Annotated in this window: 20 protein-coding genes; 17 read left to right on the top strand and 3 right to left on the bottom strand. The window is 67.5% G+C overall.

Annotation, left to right across the window (positions count from 1 at the left end; translation table 11 throughout):
- Positions 1-24 precede the first annotated feature (24 nt).
- The 9 genes from ACR2MZ_RS13160 (at position 25) to ACR2MZ_RS13120 (ending at position 5,525) form a co-directional block, all read left to right on the top strand.
- On the top strand, positions 25-348 hold the full coding sequence (locus ACR2MZ_RS13160) for a hypothetical protein (protein WP_434005497.1): 324 nt from the start codon (positions 25-27) through the stop codon (positions 346-348).
- Positions 349-399: 51 nt separating this feature from the next.
- Positions 400-570, top strand: coding sequence for a hypothetical protein (locus ACR2MZ_RS13155; RefSeq protein WP_434005496.1), 171 nt, complete (start codon positions 400-402; stop codon positions 568-570).
- A 43-nt stretch (positions 571-613) separates the two neighbouring features.
- Complete coding sequence (locus ACR2MZ_RS13150; protein ID WP_434005495.1) at positions 614-1,513, top strand: UTP--glucose-1-phosphate uridylyltransferase; 900 nt, start codon at positions 614-616, stop codon at positions 1,511-1,513.
- 70 nt (positions 1,514-1,583) lie between these two features.
- Entirely contained in the window at positions 1,584-1,841 is a 258-nt protein-coding gene (locus ACR2MZ_RS13145; RefSeq protein ID WP_434005494.1) for a hypothetical protein, read from the top strand.
- 37 nt (positions 1,842-1,878) lie between these two features.
- On the top strand, positions 1,879-2,097 hold the full coding sequence (locus ACR2MZ_RS13140; RefSeq protein ID WP_434005493.1) for a hypothetical protein: 219 nt from the start codon (positions 1,879-1,881) through the stop codon (positions 2,095-2,097).
- A gap of 50 nt (positions 2,098-2,147) precedes the next feature.
- Positions 2,148-2,357 (top strand): hypothetical protein, encoded by a 210-nt coding sequence (locus tag ACR2MZ_RS13135; protein WP_434005492.1) that lies wholly within the window; start codon positions 2,148-2,150, stop codon positions 2,355-2,357.
- A gap of 106 nt (positions 2,358-2,463) precedes the next feature.
- The gene (locus ACR2MZ_RS13130) at positions 2,464-3,858 is read left to right on the top strand and encodes an SPFH domain-containing protein (protein WP_434005563.1); all 1,395 of its coding nucleotides are present in this window, start codon (positions 2,464-2,466) and stop codon (positions 3,856-3,858) included.
- Positions 3,859-3,888: 30 nt separating this feature from the next.
- A complete protein-coding gene (locus tag ACR2MZ_RS13125; protein WP_434005491.1) occupies positions 3,889-4,629 on the top strand; it encodes a PspA/IM30 family protein in 741 nt (246 codons plus the stop codon).
- Between the two features lie 71 nt (positions 4,630-4,700).
- A complete protein-coding gene (locus ACR2MZ_RS13120) occupies positions 4,701-5,525 on the top strand; it encodes a hypothetical protein (RefSeq protein WP_434005490.1) in 825 nt (274 codons plus the stop codon).
- A gap of 38 nt (positions 5,526-5,563) precedes the next feature.
- On the opposite strand, the gene ACR2MZ_RS13115 is transcribed toward ACR2MZ_RS13120, so the two are convergent.
- The gene (locus ACR2MZ_RS13115; RefSeq protein WP_434005489.1) at positions 5,564-6,067 is read right to left on the bottom strand and encodes a hypothetical protein; all 504 of its coding nucleotides are present in this window, start codon (positions 6,065-6,067) and stop codon (positions 5,564-5,566) included.
- Between the two features lie 13 nt (positions 6,068-6,080).
- Here ACR2MZ_RS13115 and ACR2MZ_RS13110 point away from each other — a divergent pair, with 13 nt between their 5' ends.
- A complete protein-coding gene (locus ACR2MZ_RS13110; RefSeq protein ID WP_434005488.1) occupies positions 6,081-7,196 on the top strand; it encodes a CaiB/BaiF CoA transferase family protein in 1,116 nt (371 codons plus the stop codon).
- Here the strand turns inward: ACR2MZ_RS13110 and coaE are convergent.
- Positions 7,193-7,795, bottom strand: a complete 603-nt coding sequence (gene coaE, locus ACR2MZ_RS13105; RefSeq protein WP_434005487.1) for a dephospho-CoA kinase — start codon at positions 7,793-7,795, stop codon at positions 7,193-7,195. The two genes, ACR2MZ_RS13110 and coaE, sit on opposite strands and share 4 nt — an antisense overlap.
- Before the next feature lie 66 nt (positions 7,796-7,861).
- Between coaE and ACR2MZ_RS13100 the strand changes: the two genes are divergently transcribed.
- Positions 7,862-9,199, top strand: coding sequence for an FAD-dependent oxidoreductase (locus ACR2MZ_RS13100; protein ID WP_434005486.1), 1,338 nt, complete (start codon positions 7,862-7,864; stop codon positions 9,197-9,199).
- Between the two features lie 11 nt (positions 9,200-9,210).
- On the opposite strand, the gene ACR2MZ_RS13095 is transcribed toward ACR2MZ_RS13100, so the two are convergent.
- Positions 9,211-10,710, bottom strand: coding sequence for a molybdopterin-dependent oxidoreductase (locus ACR2MZ_RS13095; RefSeq protein ID WP_434005485.1), 1,500 nt, complete (start codon positions 10,708-10,710; stop codon positions 9,211-9,213).
- A gap of 115 nt (positions 10,711-10,825) precedes the next feature.
- On the opposite strand from ACR2MZ_RS13095, the gene ACR2MZ_RS13090 reads away from it, so the two are divergent.
- Genes ACR2MZ_RS13090 through ACR2MZ_RS13065 form a run of 6 tightly spaced genes read left to right on the top strand, consistent with a single transcriptional unit; the run spans position 10,826 to position 17,728 of the window.
- The gene (locus ACR2MZ_RS13090; RefSeq protein ID WP_434005484.1) at positions 10,826-12,865 is read left to right on the top strand and encodes a S9 family peptidase; all 2,040 of its coding nucleotides are present in this window, start codon (positions 10,826-10,828) and stop codon (positions 12,863-12,865) included.
- Positions 12,866-13,288 (top strand): SCP2 sterol-binding domain-containing protein, encoded by a 423-nt coding sequence (locus tag ACR2MZ_RS13085; protein ID WP_434005483.1) that lies wholly within the window; start codon positions 12,866-12,868, stop codon positions 13,286-13,288. It begins immediately after the preceding gene.
- Positions 13,289-13,298: 10 nt separating this feature from the next.
- Positions 13,299-14,180: a 3-hydroxyacyl-CoA dehydrogenase family protein gene (locus ACR2MZ_RS13080; protein ID WP_434005482.1), complete on the top strand. Its 882-nt coding sequence runs from the start codon at positions 13,299-13,301 to the stop codon at positions 14,178-14,180.
- On the top strand, positions 14,177-14,584 hold the full coding sequence (gene mce, locus ACR2MZ_RS13075) for a methylmalonyl-CoA epimerase (RefSeq protein WP_434005481.1): 408 nt from the start codon (positions 14,177-14,179) through the stop codon (positions 14,582-14,584). The genes ACR2MZ_RS13080 and mce overlap by 4 nt, the downstream gene beginning before the upstream one ends.
- Positions 14,574-16,166, top strand: a complete 1,593-nt coding sequence (locus ACR2MZ_RS13070; RefSeq protein ID WP_434005480.1) for an acyl-CoA mutase large subunit family protein — start codon at positions 14,574-14,576, stop codon at positions 16,164-16,166. The genes mce and ACR2MZ_RS13070 overlap by 11 nt, the downstream gene beginning before the upstream one ends.
- The gene (locus ACR2MZ_RS13065; protein ID WP_434005479.1) at positions 16,166-17,728 is read left to right on the top strand and encodes an acyl-CoA carboxylase subunit beta; all 1,563 of its coding nucleotides are present in this window, start codon (positions 16,166-16,168) and stop codon (positions 17,726-17,728) included. Before ACR2MZ_RS13070 ends, ACR2MZ_RS13065 begins: the two co-directional genes overlap by 1 nt.
- The last annotated feature ends 885 nt before the right edge of the window (positions 17,729-18,613 follow it).

The raw sequence follows: 18,613 nt of genomic DNA, 5'->3' as shown, positions 1-18,613 counted from the left end.
CGGCTAACATCGGGGCTGCCAGCCATGACATCAGATGAGCGATACGCAGAACTGGTCAAGGCCTACCTGATTCAACCTGGAGTGAGCCAGGAGGGCAGAGGCTTCGGTGCATCCTCACTCAGGGTGGGTGGCAGGATCTTTGCGATGCTCTCCTCCAGCGGCCAGTTCGTGGTCAAGCTCCCAGGGCGGCGGGTGAAGGAGTTGATCGCGTCCGGGGACGGCGACCGCTTCGATCCTCGAGGCGGCCGGCCGCTGAAGGAGTGGTTGGCGCTGCGGGACTCCTCGAGCCAGGACTGGGACGCCCTGACGCGCGAAGCGCTGGAGTTCGTGCGCTCCAACAGCAGCTAATCGCTTGGACCGCCTGCGACCGGTTCTACCGAGCGGACTAGCATCGGGATCATGAACGATCGAGAGCGCAGCCTGGCTGCCGTCGAGCGAGAGAGCTCGCGGGTGGCGAACAGGGAGCGCAAGCTGCGCGGTCCGCGGGTGGTGGTCGACAATCCCGGACTCAAGGCGCAGGCTCTGCGACTGGCTCAGCGCAGGCGGGGCGGCCCCGCAAAGAGCGGCTGAGCCGGCAGGCTGCAGCCTGCCGGCACGTACAGTCGTGTCAGGAATGCCGCAAAGACGTGTTCGCCGCGCCATCTTCCCGGCCGCCGGGCTTGGTACCCGCTTCCTCCCCATCACCAAAGCCCAGCCCAAGGAGATGCTGCCGCTGGTCGACAAACCGACCATCCAGTACGGCGTGGAGGAGGCGATCGCGTCAGGCATCGAGCAGGTGATCATGGTCACCGGGGGTGGCAAGCGGGCGATAGTGGATCACTTCGATCGCTCGTTGGATCTCGAGTTCTATTTGCGAGAGCGCGACCGGGCTGATCTGCTCCAGATTCTGGCGGAGGTCGACGCGCTGAGCGACCGGGTGGACCTCAACTACGTGCAGCAGCGGCAGCCGTTGGGCCTTGGTCATGCCGTGTGGACTGCTCGCCGCCTCGTCGAGGGCGAGGCGTGCGCTGTGCTTTTGGCCGATGACGTCATCTTGGGCACGGTGCCAGTTCTGAAGCAGCTCATCGACGCGCACGTCGAGACCGGCGCCACGGTTTTGGCGGTCCGCCGGGTCGCTCCTGACGAAGTCAGCCGCTATGGCATCGTCGCCACCGGCGCCAGGAACGGCCGGCTCCACGAGGTGCTCGACACTGTCGAGAAGCCGCCGCTGAAGGAGGCGCCGAGCGACCTCGCGATTTTCGGCCGCTATGTGCTGACACCTGAGGTCCTGACCGCGCTCGACTCGACCGATCCGGGCGCCGGCAGGGAGATTCAGCTCACCGACGCGATCAAGAGCACAATCGCCGGCGGCCGCGTCGTCGCTGTGGAGTTTGAAGGTGAGTACTACGACACCGGGACCATCGCCGGATATCTGAAGTCCAACCTCGCCCTGGCGCTCCAGCGCGACGACCTTCGCGAGGAGATGCTGGCAGTCATCCGGGAGCTGGTCAGCAGCGCCGAAGTCCGAGCCTAGCCGGCGAGGGCCGCTCGTATACTCCGGCTTACGCCCGGGCTCCGTGGGGGCCGCTCGCTGGATCGATGACATGGCAGTTTCAGGACGAAGACGACCCGACGACGACCGGACCGTGCGCTTCGAGACGGCTGAGAAGGATTTCGAAGTGGAGGTCGAGCGCACGCTCAACAAGTGGTGCGTCTCTGTCTATCAGCTCCCTGAGCGGAATGTTCTGGCCCAGGACTTCTTTCCCGAGCGCTGGAAGGCGCTGGCCCGAGCTCAGGACTTCCTGCGCTTGCTGAACCAGCGCAAGGGCCGCGAGGAAGAGGAAGCGCGCGACGACGACTAGCCTGGCGCAGACTCTGGTTGCCTAGAGTCGGCGTGCTTTGAACCGCTCTTTCCTCATTCGCGAATGGGGCGCTGTCACTTTTGTGGTGACAGTTCTGATCGGCCTCATAGTGGTGCCGCTGGCGCTCTACTTCGGCAATCAATCAGGCGCCGGCTCGGCTCCGGCGCCCACGCCAAGCGTCACGGCCTCGGCTTCGCCACCGGTGGCTGCCTCACCGGCAGCCTCGGCTCGACCCAGCGCCTCGCCAACTCCCTAGACCCGAAGCTCCTTCTCCGGCGTTGTCTTTACAGGATGATGATGGCGAGAATGGCGGATCAGCGGGTGATCGGGAAGGTCGGTCGGGTGACCGGCACCGTCGGGCCCGGCCGCCTGGGCGAGGTCATGATCGAAGTTCGCGGTGGCAGCGAAGCGTTCAACGCGTACCCGGCTGAGCCGGACCAGATCATCGCCCGGGGCAGCCGCGTGGTCATAGTTGAGCATCTGCCCCCACGCACGGTGATCGTCAGCCCGGTCTAGAGGGGCAAGGAGGAAGCTAGTGCAGTTTTTCATCGGTTCGGTCGTCGGTCTCGTCGTCGGCGCAGTAGTAGTGGCCCTGATCCTGCTCTTCATCCTGTTCCGGCTCATGTGGCGGGTGGCCGAGCCGAATGAGGCACTGATCATCTCAGGTCTCCGCCACGGAGGCGGATCGGAACAGAACCTTGGTTTCAAGATAGTCACGGGCAAGGGCACGCTGGTGGTGCCGGGCGTGCAGGCAGTGCGCCGGCTCTCGCTCGATCTGCATGAGACCGAGCTGCAGATCGACTGTGTGACGCACCAGGGCATCCCGCTCAAGATCCGCGGTGTGGTCATCTACAAGGTCGGCGACGACATGGTTTCAATCGCGAACGCGGCGCGGCGCTTCCTGGACCAGCAGAACCAGATGGACCAGAAGGTTCACAACCTGTTCGCCGGCCACCTGCGCGCGATCGTGGGCAACATGACAGTCGAAGACATGATCCGGGACCGGGAGAAGCTGACCGGCCTCGCCCGCGAGCATGTCGGGACGGAGATGGAAAAGCTGGGTCTGATTGTCGATTCGACGCAGGTGCAGGAGATCATCGACCCCACCGGCTACATCGAGAACCTTGCCCAGCCGCACGCGTGGGCGGTGGCCCGAGAAGCTCGCATCGCCAAAGCCCAGGCCGACCGAGACGCGACCGAAAAGGAGCAGGAGGCGGAGGCGATCAAAGCCCAGGCTCGGCGCGACGCACAGATGAAGCAGGCAGGCTACCAGGCCGAGGTGGACCAGGTTTCCGCCCAGGCCCGTCAGGCGGGCCCGCTCTCCGATGCGACTGCCCGGCAGAAGGTGGTGGTCGAGGAGACGAAGGTCGCCGAGCTGGAGGCGCAGCGGGTCGAGCAGCAGCTCCAGGTGCAGGTACGCAAGCCGGCCGACGCCAGGGCCTACGAGCAGGTGACGCTGGCGGGAGCGGAACGAGAGTCGCACATCGCCCAGGCCCAGGGCCGAGCCCGCGAAGTGGAGCTGCAGGCCGCGGCCGATGCCAGCAAGGTCAAGCTCCAGGCAGGCGCGGAGGCTGAGCGGGTGAAGCTGCAGGCGGGTGCCAATTCGGAGCAGACCCGGATGCTGGGCATCGCCGAGGCGGATGCGACGCGGGCCAAGGGCTTGGCCGAAGGCGATGCGATCAAGGCCCGAGGCATGGCTGAGGCCGACGCGATCAAGGCCCGGGCGGACGCTCTGGCCAGCAACCAGGATGCGGTCATCGGCCAGCAGCTGGCCGAGAAATGGCCTGCCATCGTGGAAGCGGCGGCGAAGCCGTTCGGGGACATCGACCAGCTGATCGTGCTGAACGGCGCGCAGGGCATCTCAGACACGCTGGCGCAGGCGTTGAGCCAGGGCGCCACCGGCCTGAAGCTGGCGCGCAACCTGCTCAGCGGGGGCAGGTCTGAACCTGGCGGCGAATCGTCGCCGAGCAACGGCCAGGGTGTCCAACCGCCACCCGAAGAGCCGCCCCGCCGTTAGTGTCCCGCGACACTGGTTGAGGTTCAACTGATGGCCGGCGGCTTCCTCCGCTCCCTCTTCGCCGGCGAGCCTGAAGGCAAGGCGCCCGATCCGCTGGCAGCGCTCGACAGTATCTGCGAGGCGCAGCTGGAGCTGCGCCAGCAGATCCGCCAGGCGGTGGCCGAGGTGGTCGCTGCCCGGACTCGACTCGAGATGCACGGCCGCCACCTGGACGCCGAGGTGGCCCGGGAGGGGACGCGGCCCCGCTCCCACCTCGTTGCCGACCCGGATGCCGACCACTTGGGAGAGGCCGCCTCGCGGCGAGTGACCATCGCTCAGCAGGCTGCTCGCGTGCGGGCCGAAGCTGGACAGCTGGCGGACGACGAAGAGCGCCTCCGCCAGGCCGGCCGGCGCCTCGATGCTGAGATCGATCGATTCCGGACCGACCTGCACCTACTCCGCGCTCGGCTCGGCTCGGCCCAGGCGCGGGCTCGGGCGGGACAGGCAGGCGCAGCCCTGGCCGGGGACGAAGGAGCCGTGCAGGTGGAACTGGTGAGAGCTCGAGCTGAGCTGGCGGCGGTCCAGACGCATGCCGACGGTCTGGAGAGGCTCCTCGCAGGCCGCTCGCCCGGAGGCCGGATCGGCGCCGAGGACCCGTTCCTGCGCGAGCTTCAACTGAGTTCGGCGGAGTTCGAAGCGGCGGCCGAGCTGGCGCGCCACCGGGGCCTGAACGCTCCCGCAGCTGACGCCGTCGCGGATGAGCCGCCCAGCAGCCAGGATTCGCCCCGCTGAGCGGCCGGCCGCCCGACGCCGGGCTGTTACCGCAGTGGGGCGTCAACTTCAGCCCGCGCCACGCCGCCCACGTGGGGCTTGACGCGCCGGCCGCTTTCCAAGCCCTCCTGACAGCAGGCTTTCGTGGCTTCCGACTGAGCTGCTTCTGGGATGAGGTGGCAGGCGGCCGCTCAGAGCTGGAGGTGTACCTGGATGCGGCAGCCGCCGCCGGGGCCCGGGTGCTGCTCACGGTCGGCATGAAGGGCATGCGCTGGCCCGAGTTCTATGTCCCAGACGGGCGCGAGCAGGAAGCGGTGCTCGAATTCGTGGCGCAGTCGGTGCGCCGTCATCGCACTCATCCGGCGGTGGCGGCGTGGCAGGTCGAGAACGAGCCGCGCAACCGCTCAGGGCCGGAGAACGCCCTGGTCGAGCTCGGGCTGCTCAGAGCTGAGCTGGCGATCGTGCGCGAGCTAGACTCCCGGCCGGTCGTGCTGAACTGCTTTCGCCACTTCACTCTGCGCAGCGAGTGGGCGTCCCGGCCATCACGCTGGCGGAGTGCCCAAGCGCAGCTGCTGCCGCTGCTGCTGCCTGGTGACGTGCTGGGGCTCGACGTTTACACAGATATGCCGGGCAGCCGGGCCCGACCCACCTGGCCCTGGGAGGCGGCCTGGCTTCGGCGGCGCGTCCAGCGGGCCGGCCGCCGGGCGTGGGTGATCGAGGCGCAGGCCGAGCCCTGGGGTGAGGCCGGCCACGACCCGGGGCGCCTGCCTGTCTTGGCCCGCCGCTTGGCGCAGCTGCGATTTGAGACAGTGGTGCTCTGGGGTGCCGAACACTGGCTGCTGCGAAAAGAGGACGGCGATGACAGGTGGTGGCAGGCCGCGGTCAGCCTATTGAACGGTCCGGCGGCTCCGGACTAGGCAGCTCGCGAGCTCTTGGGATCCACTGCAGCGTCGTTTCAGGCCACCAGGAGGTCCTCACCGTTGCTGCTGGTGATGTCTGCCAGCCGCAGCGTGAGCTCCGCGAGCGTGGCGTCGGAGTGGAGCACGCCAACCTCGATCGACTCGCTGAGGCGCAGGTGGGCCACCTCCGCGCAGTCCCGGAGGAAGGGGAAGACCACAGGCCGCACCAGGTTGAGCAGGTAGTCTGGCTCCGGCCTGACCAGCGCTCCGTCCTCGGCGGCAGGGGCGCTCCCGTGGAAGGCGATGATCACCACCTCGTCGCTGAGGGCGACCGGGTCCCGCCAGCCATGATCCGCCGCCGATGTCGCCGCCAGCATGTGCAGTCTGTGCATCAACCTCGCCATGGGCCGGGCAGGCCCTTCGATCCAGAGCGGGACATCCCGCAGCGGAGAGAACAGTCCCTGCTCGGGATAGCGGGCGGAGAAGCCCAACTCCTCGACGCCCGAGAACGGCGCCGGCACCCGCAGCGTCAGCGAAGGCAACGGAAAGTGGGTGGCCATGGCTGATTAATGCATGAATGGCGTGAAGCTGCCAAGTACACAGGAGGCTGACAATGTCGCTGTGAGCCTGGCCGGGGTGCGCGTGCTGGATCTGACCCGCCTCCTGCCCGGCGGCTTCTGCAGCCTGCTCCTCGCTGAGCAGGGCGCCGAGGTGACGAAGCTGGAGGCCCCAGAAGGTGACCCTCTCCGCCGCTATCCGCCGGTCGTCGACGGCCAGAGCGTGCTCTTCGACGCGATCTCTGCCGGCAAGCGCAGCGCCGTGCTGGACCTGAAAGCGGAAGCCGGGCGCGAGGCCCTGCTGCGTCTGGCCGCTCACAGCGACGTGTTGCTGGAGGGGAACCGGCCAGGAACCCTCGAGCGCCTGGGGTTGGGCTGGCCGGTACTGAGGGCAGCCAATCCTCGGCTGATCCTATGCTCGCTCACGGGTTACGGGCAAACCGGCAAGTTGGCGGCCCGGGCCGGGCACGACCTCAACTACGTGGCCCTGGCCGGGGTCCTGGCCCTGAACCGGCCGCGGGGCGGAGAACCTCATCCGCTCAGTGTGCAGGTGGCGGATCTGGGCGGCGCGCAGATGGCCGCCTTCCACATCGCGGTCGCCCTCTACGACGTTGCCCGGGGCGGCGCCGGTAGGCACCTGGACGTGAGCCTGGCCCGGACGGCGCACCGCTGGCTGGAGCTGACGGCGGCCGAGCAGGCCGCGGCGCCCAGCGAGCTGGCGCCTCAGCTGAGCGGCCGCTATGCCTGTTATGACGTCTACGCCTGCCGCGACGGTGGCTTTCTCTCCCTGGCGGCGCTGGAGCCGAAGTTCTGGGCCAACCTCTGCCGGGCGCTCGGCCGCCCTGATTTGACACGGCGGCAGTTCCAGCCCGACCAGGCGGCACTGCGGCAGGAGCTGCAGGCCATCTTCGGAGCCAGAGGACGCGATGAGTGGGCCCAACGGCTGGCCGGTGAGGACGTCTGCTGCGAGCCGGTGCTGGAGCTGTCTCAAGTCAGGTCAGGCGTCCAGTGGCCTGCCCGGTCGCCTCGGCGGCCGGCGCCCCGATTGGGGGAGCACACCGCTGAGGTGCTGGCAGAGGTAGGGCTCGGCAGCGGCGCGACAGGCGGTGTCGGGGGCCCTGGGCTCGGCTAGGCCAGGCCGGCAGCGACCTGCGACCAGACCCTGTCGACCTCGGCCGGCAGCCGGTCCAGCGGGCCCGAGTTGTCGATGACGTAGGGCGTCAACCGTCGCTTCTCCTCGATCGGCAGCTGGGCAGCTATGCGCGCCTCAGCGTCGGCCGGAGCCATGCCGCGCTGCTCGACCAGGCGCTGGAGTTGAGCGGCACGCGGCGCGTAGACCACCATGACGGCGCTGAACCCCTCGGCTCCTCGCGCCTCGTAGAGCAAGGGGATGGACTGCACAACCATCGGCTCGCCACGGTCGGCCAGCTCGCGCTGCCGCTCAGCCATCCAGGCCCGGACCCGAGGGTGGACTATGGCATTGAGCCGCGCCAGCCGGTCGGGATCGCCAAAAGCCAAGGCAGCCAGCCGCTGGCGGTCCAAGTCTCCAGTCTCTGTCAAGATCTCGCTGCCGAACTCTTTGACGAGCTCCGCCAACCCCTCGCTGCCGGCTGCCTGGACGGCGCGGGCGGCCTCATCGGCGTCGATGACGGGCAGACCCCGACGAACCAGCAGCTCGGCGGCTGCGCTCTTGCCCGTGCCGATTCCGCCGGTCAGTCCCACCAGCTTCATGCCACCGCGACTCTAGCCCGCCCTGGGCAACTGTGAGTGGTGATCGGTTCCCTACGATGTGGCTCGATGAGTGAGGAGGAGAAGCTTGACGCCATAGTGGTGGGCGCCGGCCCCGCCGGTATCGCGGCAGCGATCACCATGGCCAAAGCCGGTCTCCAGGTGGCTCTGATCGAGAAGGGCGCCAAACCGGGTTCTAAGAACGTCATGGGCGGCATTCTCTACACGCACTTCCTGGAGGCAGTGGTCGGCGAGAGGTGGCAACAAGCACCGCTGGAGCGGCCCATCATCGAAGAGCAGCGCTGGCTGATGACCGAGGAGGCCGCCATCCGACTGGTCGGCTACAAGAACCTTCGCAACCGCGCCCACCCGCACTCCTTCTCGGTCTTGAGGGCCCGCTTCGACGCCTGGTTCGCCGCCCAGGCGGAGGAGGCCGGCGCTTTCCTGTTGCCCGAGACGGTGGTTGAACAGCTGGTGGTCGAGAACGGCCGCGTGGTCGGGGTGAAGACCGCGACGGAGGAGCTGCGGGCCGACGTGACAGTGGTTTGCGAGGGCGTCGGGCTGGGCAGCAAGCTGCTGGAGCGCGCCGGCCTGAAGAAGCCGCTGCGGGCGAATCAGGTGGCCATGGCTGTGAAGGAGGTGATCAGCCTCGATCCCGGGTTGATCGAATCGCGCTTCAACTGCGAACCCGGCGAAGGAGCTTCCATCGAGTGCTACGGCGACGCCACCCGCGGCCTCTCCGGCTTCATGTTCATCTACACCAACCGGGACACCCTGAGCGTCGGCGGGGGAGCCCTCCTGAGCGAGATGAGCGACACCCGGCTGAGCCGGGCGGAACTGGCCGAGCGCGCGCCAAATGCGGTCCTGGAGCACTTCAAGTCGCACCCGGCGATCCGACCTCTCCTGGCCGGAGGCGAGACTGTCGAGTTCCTGGCCAAAATGATCCCGGAGGGCGGCCATCGCGCCATTCCCAAGCTCTACGGTGACGGTTACGTCGTCTGCGGGGATGCCGCCATGCTCTCAAATCCAGTGCACCGAGAGGGCTCGAACCTGGCGATGGAGTCAGGCCGGCTGGCCGGCGAGACAATCATTCACGCCAAGGAGAAGGGCGAGTTCAGCGCGTCCTCGCTGCGCGAGTACAAGGGCAAGCTCGACCAGAGCTGGATCATGGCCGACATGCGCAAGTACGACAAGGCGGTGCCTTTGCTCGAGCACAACCCGCGTCTGCTCGGCAGGTACCCAGGCATCATGGACAGTGCGCTGGATGAGTTCTTCCGGGTCGACGGCGTCTCCAAGTGGGAGAAGCAGCGCCGCATCAGCAAGATGGTCCGCAAAGAGGGGGGCCTGCGCCTGATCCGCGACAGCGTGAAGGCGGGCCTCACCCTCTACCGGCCCTTCCGCCGCTAAGGTAACCGACCTCAGCCGACTGGGCGGGCGCGCACCTGGAGGCGGTGGTAGCCGGAGGCGCCATTGGGGAAGCTGGGAGCCTCCTGGCTGGTCTGCACCTCTCCGGAACCGTCCCGCGCCCGCACCACCAGCGTGTAGGCCCCTTCTTGGGCCGGCCGCCAGGTGGCCCGCCAGCGGGTCCAGGTCAGCTCGGAGAGCGGCGCTTCCAGCTCGGCCGGATGCCAGCTGCGGCCCCCATCCGCACTCCACTCCACCGCGTGCACGCCCCGCACCCCGGCGAAGGCGACTCCAGCCAGCTGCACAGGGCTGAGCAGGGAGGAGCCGAGCAGGGGCACGTCGAAGCGGGCGGTGGTCTTGACTATGGCCTCGCGGTCCCAGCCCTGCTCCTCCCAGTAGCCGCCCTGGGGCGTGCTGGTGAGCTCGATCTCCTTGAGCCATTTGGGCCCCTTCATGCCGTAGCGGCCGGGGATCAGGACCCGGGCCGGAAAGCCGTGCTCGACCGGCAGAGGCTGGTCGTTGAGCTGCAGGGCGATCAGAATCCTGGGGTCGGCCAGCACCAGGTTGAGCGGCAGACTCTCGCTGAAGCCGTCCTCAGCTCGGTAGGTGACAGAGCGGGCGCCTGCCTTGGGTTCGGCCATGGTCAGCAGGTCGCGCAGCGGGATGCCTGTGAAGCGGCCGGTGCTCATCAGGTTGCCGCCCACCAGGTTGCTGACGCACTCCATGGTCACCACCTCTGGGCTCTGCGGCACGGCTCTCAGGTGGGCCAGATCAAGCTTCAGCTCCCGACCGACCTGGCCGAACAGGCGCAGAGACCAGCCTGACTCGACGACAACCGGGTCCCGCAGATTCTTCGAGACCCGGTAGAAGTCAGTTACAGGGGTGAGGGCGGGAACCGGCCCCGGCGGAGCGTCGCCCCCGGCAAGCGCGTGCAGCCACTCGGGCACTCGCAGGCCGCAGATCACGGCGAGACTGAGCACTGCCAATCCGGCGGGGAAAAGCAGGGCCACTCGGCGTCGCCCCAGGTCCACTTCGTCGAGGCCTTCACGGGGCTGCAGCAGCCGGTGCCAGAGCCAGTACCAAGCTGCCATGACCAGCGCCCAGGCGGCCGAGTTGATGGCCGCCAAGACAGTCAAACCGCCGCCGTTCGCGTCGGCCAAACTGAGCGCGGTGAGCGCCAGCCAGCCTGCCGCCGCCGCCACAAGACCCGGCCGCCACCGCGGTAGGTGCGCCTCCGCTGACGCAGCCGCCGCCCCCAGCGCCGCCAGCGCCAGCACCATCGCCACAAGCAGCCCGGCCTCTTCCAGCACCTTGCCCAGGTGCTGCAGGGTGTCGATGAGAAAACCGAATACAGCGCCGGGCAGCAGGCCCAGCAGCGGGCCTTGGAGGAGGTCCGGCACCGTCTTCAGGCCCACGCCCAAGGCGAGCAGCTCCATCAGGGCCACGGCCGCCAGACCGGCCAGCGCGCCGGCCGCGGCGCCTCGCCAGAAGACAATTGTCCGGCCGGACCTCATGGAGCAAGAATCTAGGCGACCAGCGCCGCAACCGCCCAGCCGCAGGTCGGCTGGCCCCTCCGACGGTCGACGAAAAGAACGGCCCTGCCCCCGTTTACCGCACGCTAGTGGCTACATGCCTGCAGAACCTCTCTGGCCCGAAGACCTCTATCACTTTCGCTGGATCGATCATCCCCGCCTGGACGCTGTGGGCAGCCGGGTCGCCTATCAGCTCAGCTGGGCGGACGCGGACCAGCAGGACTATCAAGGCTCCGTACTCGTTCGCAATCTTGACAGCGGCTCGGAGCTGACACTCGCCGGCTCCGGCGGGCGCGACCGCTTTCCCGAGTGGAGTCCTGACGGCTCCCGGCTGTGCTTTTCGGGCCGGCGCGACAGGCTTGACCAGCTCTATCTCGCGGACCTGACCGGCGGCCCTTCGCAGCGGCTGACGGATCTTCCCTTTGGTGTGCGGCAGGCACGCTGGTCACCCGACGGCAGCCGGCTGGCGTTTCTGGCGCCTGTCCTTGAGGATCCCGGCGCTGTGGTGCCCGACTCGCGGCCAGCGCCGGAGGAGCCGCGGCCGCCGGTGGCCAGGGTGATCCGGAGGCTGGACGACAAGCACGACGGCCACGGGTTCAACGACGGCCGCTACGTCCATCTCTTCGTCATCGCGGCGAAGCCGGAGGCCGCGCCGGAACAGCTGACCGGCGGCCACTGGTCGGTGGAGAGCTTCGACTGGTCGCCGGACGGACGGGCTCTGGCCTGCACGGGCAACGCTGAGCCGGAGGCCGATCTGGGGCGGGAGGCGCACCTCTATCGGGTGGGGCTCGACGGCAGCCGGCGACAGCTGGTGGGAGGCATGAAGGCCTCCACCTGCGCCTGGTCGCCTGACGGCGCCCTGATCGCCTTTCTCGCCCCGCTCGGCGAGGGCGCCGGCCGCCATGAGAGGGTCTGGGTGGCGCCGGCAGAGGGGGGCGAGCCGCGCTGTCTCACCGCCGAGTTCGACAGGGCCTGCGACGGCGGCGTGCTGAGCGACATGCGCGCCGGCCACGACGCGCGCCTGATCTGGTCTTTGGCGGCCGACCGGCTGCGCTTCATTGCCAGCGGCCCCGGCTGCGCAGAGATCTGGTCGGTCGATCTGAACGGCCAGGTGCAGCGGGAGGCCGCCGGCTCCGAGCGAGCGGTTTACGAGTTCGACAGCAGCGGCGAAGACCTGCTAGCGCTGTGCGCCATGGATCCCCTGTCACCTGGCGAGCTGAGCCTGGCCAGAGGCGGCGCGGAGCGGCGCTTGACCGATTGCAACCCGTGGCTCAGGGAACGCTGGCTCGCCGAGCCGAAGCAGCTGGCCTTCGAAGCCCAGGACGGCTGGGACCTCGAGGGTTGGCTGCTTCAGCCACCGGAAGGTACCGCTCAGCCCTGTCCGCTCGTTCTCCAGATCCACGGCGGACCGCACGCCCAGTACGGCTGGTCGTTCTTCCAAGAGTTCCAAGTCCTGGCCGGAGCCGGGCTGGCGGTTCTTTACCTCAACCCGCGCGGCTCGGACGGCTACGGCGAGGCTTTCAAGCGGGCGGTGGTCGGGGACTGGGCCGGCCGCGACGCGCTGGATCTCATGGCGGCCGTGGACCTAGCGCTGGAATCCGAGCCGGACTTGGATAGCAATCGGCTGGGGGTCGCGGGCGGCTCGTACGGGGGCTACATGACCAACTGGCTGATCGGCCAGACGCCCCGTTTTGGGGCGGCCGTCGCCATGCGGTCCATCTGCAATCTGGTCAGTGACTACGCTCAGAGTGAGATTGTCGCTTGGCACCAACAGGAGGTGGGGTCTCCGCCCTGGCCGGATCCGGAACCGCTCTGGCAGCGCTCGCCCATCCGGAGCGTGAATGACATTCAAACGCCGCTGCTCCTGCTGCACGGCGAGATGGACCTGCGCTGCCCAATCTCCCAGGCTGACGAGATGTTCGGCGCCCTGCGCTTGCTGGGCAAGCGGGTGGAGCTGGTCCGATTCCCGGGGGAGTCGCATGACCTCTCCCGTGCCGGTCGGCCGGATCGCAGAGTTGAGCGGTTGCGCCGCATCACCGGCTGGTTCCAGGGACACTTGCAGACGCCGGTACGGCGTTACGCTGCCGCTGAGAGGCTAAGGTCGGATTCACGAATCCAAGAAGGAGGCAGCGTTTAGATGGCGGTGGAGGTTTTCTCGCCCGACTGGGCGGCTCAATTCAAGGCCGAGGTGAACGGCAGCGAGGGCTACCGAAAGGCGGCCAAAGGTTGGAAGTGGACTGTCGGACTGGTGGTCGAGGCGGAGCCACAGAAGAACTTTCCCGAGGCTCGCGGCATAGTCATGGACCTCTTTGACGGTGAGGCGCGGGAGGTCCGGATCGGGACCGCTGACGACGCTCGCGCCTGCGACTTCGTCCTCACCTCCAGCTATTCGCGCTGGAAGGAAGTCGCCCAGAAGAAGCTCGACGCCACGCGCGGCATGCTCTCGGGCAAGATCAAGCTAAAGGGGGATCTGGCCACCATCGTTCGTTACACGAAGGCTTCCCAACAGCTGACCGAGGCCACCACCCGAGTCGACGTCGTGTGGCCGGACGGCAGCTGAGCCGCCCACAATGAGCCAGCGAGGGGGGCCGCGCCTCGCCGTCGTCGGGGCGGGCTCGATGGGCGCGCAGATCGCGCAGCAGGCGGCACTTTTCGGGCTTTCGGTCGCCCTGCAGGACATCTCAGAGGACCAGCTCGAGCGCGCCCGGCGCTCCAACCGTCAGCTCCTCGAGCGGCGGGTGGCCAAGGGCCGGCTGGACCCGGCCGCCATGGCGGCTGCCTGGGAGCGCGTCAGCACAACCACTGACCTGGCTCAGGCTGCATCAGGGGCTGACATCGTGCTGGAGGCTGTGACCGAGAAGCTGGGGGCCAAGCGGGAGATCTTCGGCCGGCTGGCCGCCTTCAGCAAACCTGAGGCCATCCTGGCCAGCAACTCATCCACCATGGGCATCTCCCAGCTGATCTCGCCGGCCTGCCGGCCCGAGCGCTGCTGCAACCTGCATTTCTTCTATCCGCCGTTGGTCATGGACCTGGTCGAGGTGGTCAAGGGGCCGCAAACCTCGGACGAAACCATTCAGCGCGCCACGCGGTTCGTGCGCGACATCGGCCGCACGCCGGTGCTGGTCAGAAGGGAGATCGCCGGCTTCGTGGTGAACCGCATCCTGCACATGGCGACCCAGGAGGCCTACCGCCTGCTGGACCTGGGCGTGGCCAGCGTTGAGGACATCGACACAGCCGTCGAGATGGGCTTGAGGTGGCCGCTCGGGCCCTTCCGGCTGGGCGATCTGACAGGCCTCGACGTCACCTACTGCGCGCGCCAGCACATGTACGAGACAACTGGCGATCCCCGCTACAAGCCCTCTGAGCAGCTGGCCGCCAAGGTCGCGGCGGGCGAGCTGGGCCGCAAGACCAATCAAGGCTGGTACTCCTATCCAAGCAAGGTAAAGCGATGATCAAGTCGATCTCTCATCTCGGGCTGGCGGTCAGGGACCTGGACGAGGCCATCCAGCTCTACGAGCAGGTCTTCGGAGTCAAGGTGACCCACCGCTGGGTGGCGGAGCAGGACAGGATGGAAGCTGCCGCATTCAAGATCGGCGAGGTGGAGATCGAGCTGATGCAGCCGCTGGGCGAAGATTCCCCGGTGGCCAGGTTCATCGACAAGCATGGTGAGGGCATGCATCACATCGCCTACAAGGTCGCGGATGTCGATAAGGCGTTGAGGGAGGCCAGGGCCAACGGCCTGGAAACCATCGACCAGGGACCGCGCCGAGGTGGTGATGGCAAGACGAAGATCGGCTTTCTCCACCCCCGCAGCACGCATGGCGTGCTGACGGAGCTCGAGCAGGATGCCGGCTGATTCAGACCAGCGACAGCTGCTGAACGATAGCGGGCTGCCGCTCCAGCCCGTGTACGACGCCAGCGACTGGACAGCACAGCTGCCGCCGCCAGGCGACTATCCGTTCACCCGCGGCATCCGGCAAGACATGTATCGCGGCCGCCATTGGACGATGCGTCAATACGCCGGCTTCGGCTCGGCAGCTGAATCGAACCGGCGCTACCGCTTCCTGCTCGAGCAGGGCCAGACAGGCCTTTCGGTCGCCTTTGATCTACCCACGCAGATCGGCTACGACTCCGACCACGTCATGGCGCACGGCGAGGTGGGCAAGGTCGGAGTCGCCATCGACAGCCTGCGCGACATGGAGGTGCTGCTGGAGGGACTGCCGCTGGAGCGGATCTCCACCTCCATGACCATCAACGCCACCGCCGCCCTGCTGCTGCTGCTCTATCAGCTGGTGGCGGAGAGCCAGGGCTGCCCGCCGGAGCGGATCACCGGCACAGTGCAAAACGACATCCTGAAGGAGTACGCCGCCCGCGGCACCTACATCTATCCACCGCAGGCATCGATGCGGCTGACCACCGACCTCTTCGCCTACTGCCGGCGGGAGCTGCCCAACTGGAACACCATCTCGATCTCGGGCTATCACATGCGGGAAGCGGGGGCGACAGCCGCCGAGGAGGTGGCCTTCACGCTGGCGGATGGCATCGCCTATGCCGAGGCAGCCGTCGCGGCTGGACTTGACGTGGACAGCTTCGCCCCTCGGCTGTCGTTCTTCTTCGCCTGCCACATGGACTTCTTCGAGGAGGCAGCCAAGTTCAGGGCGGCCCGCCGCATGTGGGCCCGGATCATGAAGGATCGCTTCGGGGCCCGGGATCCGCGCTCCTGGGCGCTGCGCTTTCACACTCAGACGGGCGGTGTCACGCTGACCGCCCAGCAGCCTCTCAACAATGTCGTTCGGACTTCGCTCGAGGCGCTGAGCGCCGTGTTGGGGGGGACCCAGTCGCTGCACACCAACAGCTACGACGAGGCCCTGGGGCTGCCCTCTCAGGCCGCCGCCGAGCTGGCGCTGCGCACTCAGCAGGTGATCGCCCACGAGACGGGCGTGCCGAAGGTGGTGGATCCGTTGGGCGGCTCCTACTACGTGGAGTCACTGACCGACCAGATCGAGGCCGAGGCGCATTCGCTGCTGGCCGACATCGATGAGAGGGGGGGCTCGGTGGCGGCAATCGAGAGCGGCTGGGTACAGCGCCGGATCGCCGAATCCGCCTACCGCTTCCAACAGCGCATCGAGAGCGGTGAACGCGTTGTGGTGGGAGTCAATCGGTTTGCCAAGAGCGGCGACGAGCTGGACGCGACGGAGATCACGAAGATAGGCCCGCAGCACCAGGCCGACCAGATCGAATCGCTCCGCTGCGTTCGCTCTGAACGCGACTCGGCGCAGGTGGAGCGCTGCTTGGCCCGCTTGGAAGCGGCCGCCAGGGGCAGCGAGAATCTCCTCTATCCGCTGAAGGAGGCGCTGGCCGTTTACGCCACCGTCGGCGAGTGCTGCGACCGCCTCCGCCACGTCTTCGGCGAGTACCAGCCGCCGGACGTCAGCTGATGGCCCGGGAGTCCAAACCGCCGGTTGATCGCATCAACCTCCTCCGGCAGCGAAAGTACGAGGCAGGGCACGGGGACGCCGACGCCTTTCGGCGGCAGCACGCCAAGGGCAAGCTGACAGCCCGCGAGCGCATTCAGCGCCTGGTCGATCGGAACTCGTTCGAGGAACTCGATCTCTTTGCTCGTCACCGCTCGCAGAGCCTGGGTCTGGGCGAGCGGCGACCGCCGGGCGACGGTGTCGTCACCGGGCTCGCCAGCGTCGGCGGCCGTGAGGTGCTGCTCTTCAGCCACGATGCGGCTGTGTTCGGCGGTTCGCTGGGCGAGGTGTTCGCCGAGAAGGTCTGCAAGGTGATGGACCTCGCCTACCGGAACCGGGTGCCGATCATCGGTATCAACGACTCGGGCGGCGCGCGCATCCAGGAGGGCGTCGTCTCGCTCGCCGGCTACGCCGAGATCTTCTGGCGCAACGTGCAATCGAGCGGCGTCATCCCGCAGCTGAGCCTGATCCTCGGGCCCTGCACCGGCGGCGCCGTGTACTCGCCAGCCATGACCGACTTCAACTTCATGGTCCACGGCGTCGGCTACATGTTCATCACCGGGCCAGAGGTGATCCGGGTCACGACCGGCGAGGTGGTCGACTTCGACGAGCTGGGCGGTGCCGAGGTCCACAACGCCATCTCAGGCGTGGCGCACTTCCTGGCCCAGAGCGAGGACGAGTGCCTGAGCCAGGTGCGCCGGCTGCTCTCCTTCCTGCCCCAGAACTGCGACGAGGCGCCGCCCCGGGCGGCGGCTGACGATCCCTGGGACCGTGCTGATCCCGCCCTGCGAACCCTTATCCCTGACAACCCGAAAGAGGCCTACGACTGCAAGGAGGTGATCACCCGGGTCGTGGACCAGGGCGACTTTCTCGAGGTGCAGCCCTTCCACGCCATGAACATGGTTGTCGGCTTCGGCCGCCTGGACGGCTATCCGGTCGGCGTCGTGGCCAACCAGTCGAAGGTCATGGCCGGGGCGCTGGACATCGACGGCTCGGTCAAGGCGGCGCGCTTTGTCCGCTTCTGCGACGCCTTCAACCTGCCGCTGGTCGTCTTCGAAGACGTGCCGGGCTTTCTGCCCGGCGTGCGCCAGGAACACGGCGGCATCATCCGCCACGGCGCCAAGCTGCTCTATGCCTTCAGCGAGGCGACGGTCCCCAAGCTCACGGTGATCACGCGCAAGGCGTACGGCGGCGCCTACTGCGTCATGTGCTCCAAGCACATCAGGGCCGACTACAATGTCGCCTGGCCCACCGCCGAGGTGGCGGTGATGGGACCGGAGGGAGCTGTGAACGTCATCTTCCGCCGCCAGTTGGAGTCGGCGGCTGATCCGGCGGCCCGCCGGGCGCAGCTGGTCAGCGATTACTCAGAGCAGTTCGCCAACCCCTACGTCGCTGCCGAGCGCGGCTACGTCGATGCAGTCATCGAGCCCCGCCAGACGCGCCCCGAGCTGATCCGGGCGCTGCGCCTGGCGCTGCGGAAGGAGCGCCCCCGCTCACCTCGCCGCCACGGCAACATCCCGCTCTAACGGGCAAGGGGAGGCGGGCCTCCCCTTCCAGATCCCCACCAGGTTTCTGCTGAACCTCCAGGGAGGCAGAGCCGACTGGTCCTGGTGAACCCGGCGTATGGCTTCGGTGCCGCACGTCGTGTACCGGCCGGGATGAACCCGGCCTTTCGACCTGACATCGCCAAGTCGGGGAGGGTTGCCTGCTGGCTCGTATCTTGAGACTTCCTGATCCGTGCAGGGCAGGGCCATCTCGAAGCCGACCGTTGAGTCTGAGTCCCGCTGCAACAGACGCCATATCAACATGTTGTGTTCGGCGGCTCGTCGACCTGGAAGCCTTCCAGCACCGTCCAGGCCGGACAATCCCGTCGGAGCAGCTCTAGATGTTGATCCCAGGCCGATGGTCCAAGCTGGGCCGGGTCACGAAGCCGTATCCCGCCATCGTGCAGTTCAAACCCCCAGCCAAAGCCGAGCACCGCGGCAACAATGGGGCGGATCACGGCACCTGGACAAAAGCAAAGGAAGCAGTCAGCCTGCCACTGGACGTGACCGTCTCTCGACGACATGGACGGCGCATCGAAGAAAGCTGGTCGGGGCCCAAAGTAGGCGAAAGGAATGCCTGAGCCAGAGAACATAGGCGGCTGGTCGACAGGTAGTCACCGCGGGCGTCATCGGGAGCTGCACTGCTCGTAATGATTTGGACCCAACCCATGATCGCCGCGTAGCCCTCGCCTTCGTACTCGACGCGGGCCTCGCCAACTGGGAAGCCAGCAGCTGGCGTGGTTAGTGTCCGGGCACGTGGTGTACGAGGGCGCGCGTAGTCCCTTGAAAAGGCGATGACCACCGCGTCATCCTTTCAGGAAGCTCTACCAACCTGATTGGAGGAACACGATGGTCAACTCAAGTATG

It is taken from the genome of Candidatus Dormiibacter sp. (assembly GCF_050999135.1).
GTDB lineage: Bacteria > Chloroflexota > Dormibacteria > Dormibacterales > Dormibacteraceae > Dormiibacter > Dormiibacter spiritus.
Note: the sequence above shows the minus strand (reverse complement) of the source record. Positions and strands in the feature narration are given on the sequence as shown.

Bases quoted from the DNA above. Each gene is read 5' to 3' on its own strand.
- ACR2MZ_RS13145 (WP_434005494.1), top strand. From the start codon at position 1,584: ATGGCAGTTTCAGGACGAAGACGACCCGACGACGACCGGACCGTGCGC.
- ACR2MZ_RS13150 (WP_434005495.1), top strand. From the start codon at position 614: ATGCCGCAAAGACGTGTTCGCCGCGCCATCTTCCCGGCCGCCGGGCTT.
- mce (WP_434005481.1), top strand. From the start codon at position 14,177: ATGATCAAGTCGATCTCTCATCTCGGGCTGGCGGTCAGGGACCTGGAC.
- ACR2MZ_RS13095 (WP_434005485.1), bottom strand. From the start codon at position 10,710: ATGAGGTCCGGCCGGACAATTGTCTTCTGGCGAGGCGCCGCGGCCGGC.
- ACR2MZ_RS13155 (WP_434005496.1), top strand. From the start codon at position 400: ATGAACGATCGAGAGCGCAGCCTGGCTGCCGTCGAGCGAGAGAGCTCG.
- ACR2MZ_RS13130 (WP_434005563.1), top strand. From the start codon at position 2,464: ATGTGGCGGGTGGCCGAGCCGAATGAGGCACTGATCATCTCAGGTCTC.
- coaE (WP_434005487.1), bottom strand. From the start codon at position 7,795: ATGAAGCTGGTGGGACTGACCGGCGGAATCGGCACGGGCAAGAGCGCA.
- ACR2MZ_RS13100 (WP_434005486.1), top strand. From the start codon at position 7,862: ATGAGTGAGGAGGAGAAGCTTGACGCCATAGTGGTGGGCGCCGGCCCC.
- ACR2MZ_RS13135 (WP_434005492.1), top strand. From the start codon at position 2,148: ATGGCGGATCAGCGGGTGATCGGGAAGGTCGGTCGGGTGACCGGCACC.
- ACR2MZ_RS13160 (WP_434005497.1), top strand. From the start codon at position 25: ATGACATCAGATGAGCGATACGCAGAACTGGTCAAGGCCTACCTGATT.
- ACR2MZ_RS13115 (WP_434005489.1), bottom strand. From the start codon at position 6,067: ATGGCCACCCACTTTCCGTTGCCTTCGCTGACGCTGCGGGTGCCGGCG.
- ACR2MZ_RS13070 (WP_434005480.1), top strand. From the start codon at position 14,574: ATGCCGGCTGATTCAGACCAGCGACAGCTGCTGAACGATAGCGGGCTG.
- ACR2MZ_RS13125 (WP_434005491.1), top strand. From the start codon at position 3,889: ATGGCCGGCGGCTTCCTCCGCTCCCTCTTCGCCGGCGAGCCTGAAGGC.
- ACR2MZ_RS13080 (WP_434005482.1), top strand. From the start codon at position 13,299: ATGAGCCAGCGAGGGGGGCCGCGCCTCGCCGTCGTCGGGGCGGGCTCG.
- ACR2MZ_RS13110 (WP_434005488.1), top strand. From the start codon at position 6,081: ATGAATGGCGTGAAGCTGCCAAGTACACAGGAGGCTGACAATGTCGCT.
- ACR2MZ_RS13090 (WP_434005484.1), top strand. From the start codon at position 10,826: ATGCCTGCAGAACCTCTCTGGCCCGAAGACCTCTATCACTTTCGCTGG.
- ACR2MZ_RS13085 (WP_434005483.1), top strand. From the start codon at position 12,866: ATGGCGGTGGAGGTTTTCTCGCCCGACTGGGCGGCTCAATTCAAGGCC.
- ACR2MZ_RS13065 (WP_434005479.1), top strand. From the start codon at position 16,166: ATGGCCCGGGAGTCCAAACCGCCGGTTGATCGCATCAACCTCCTCCGG.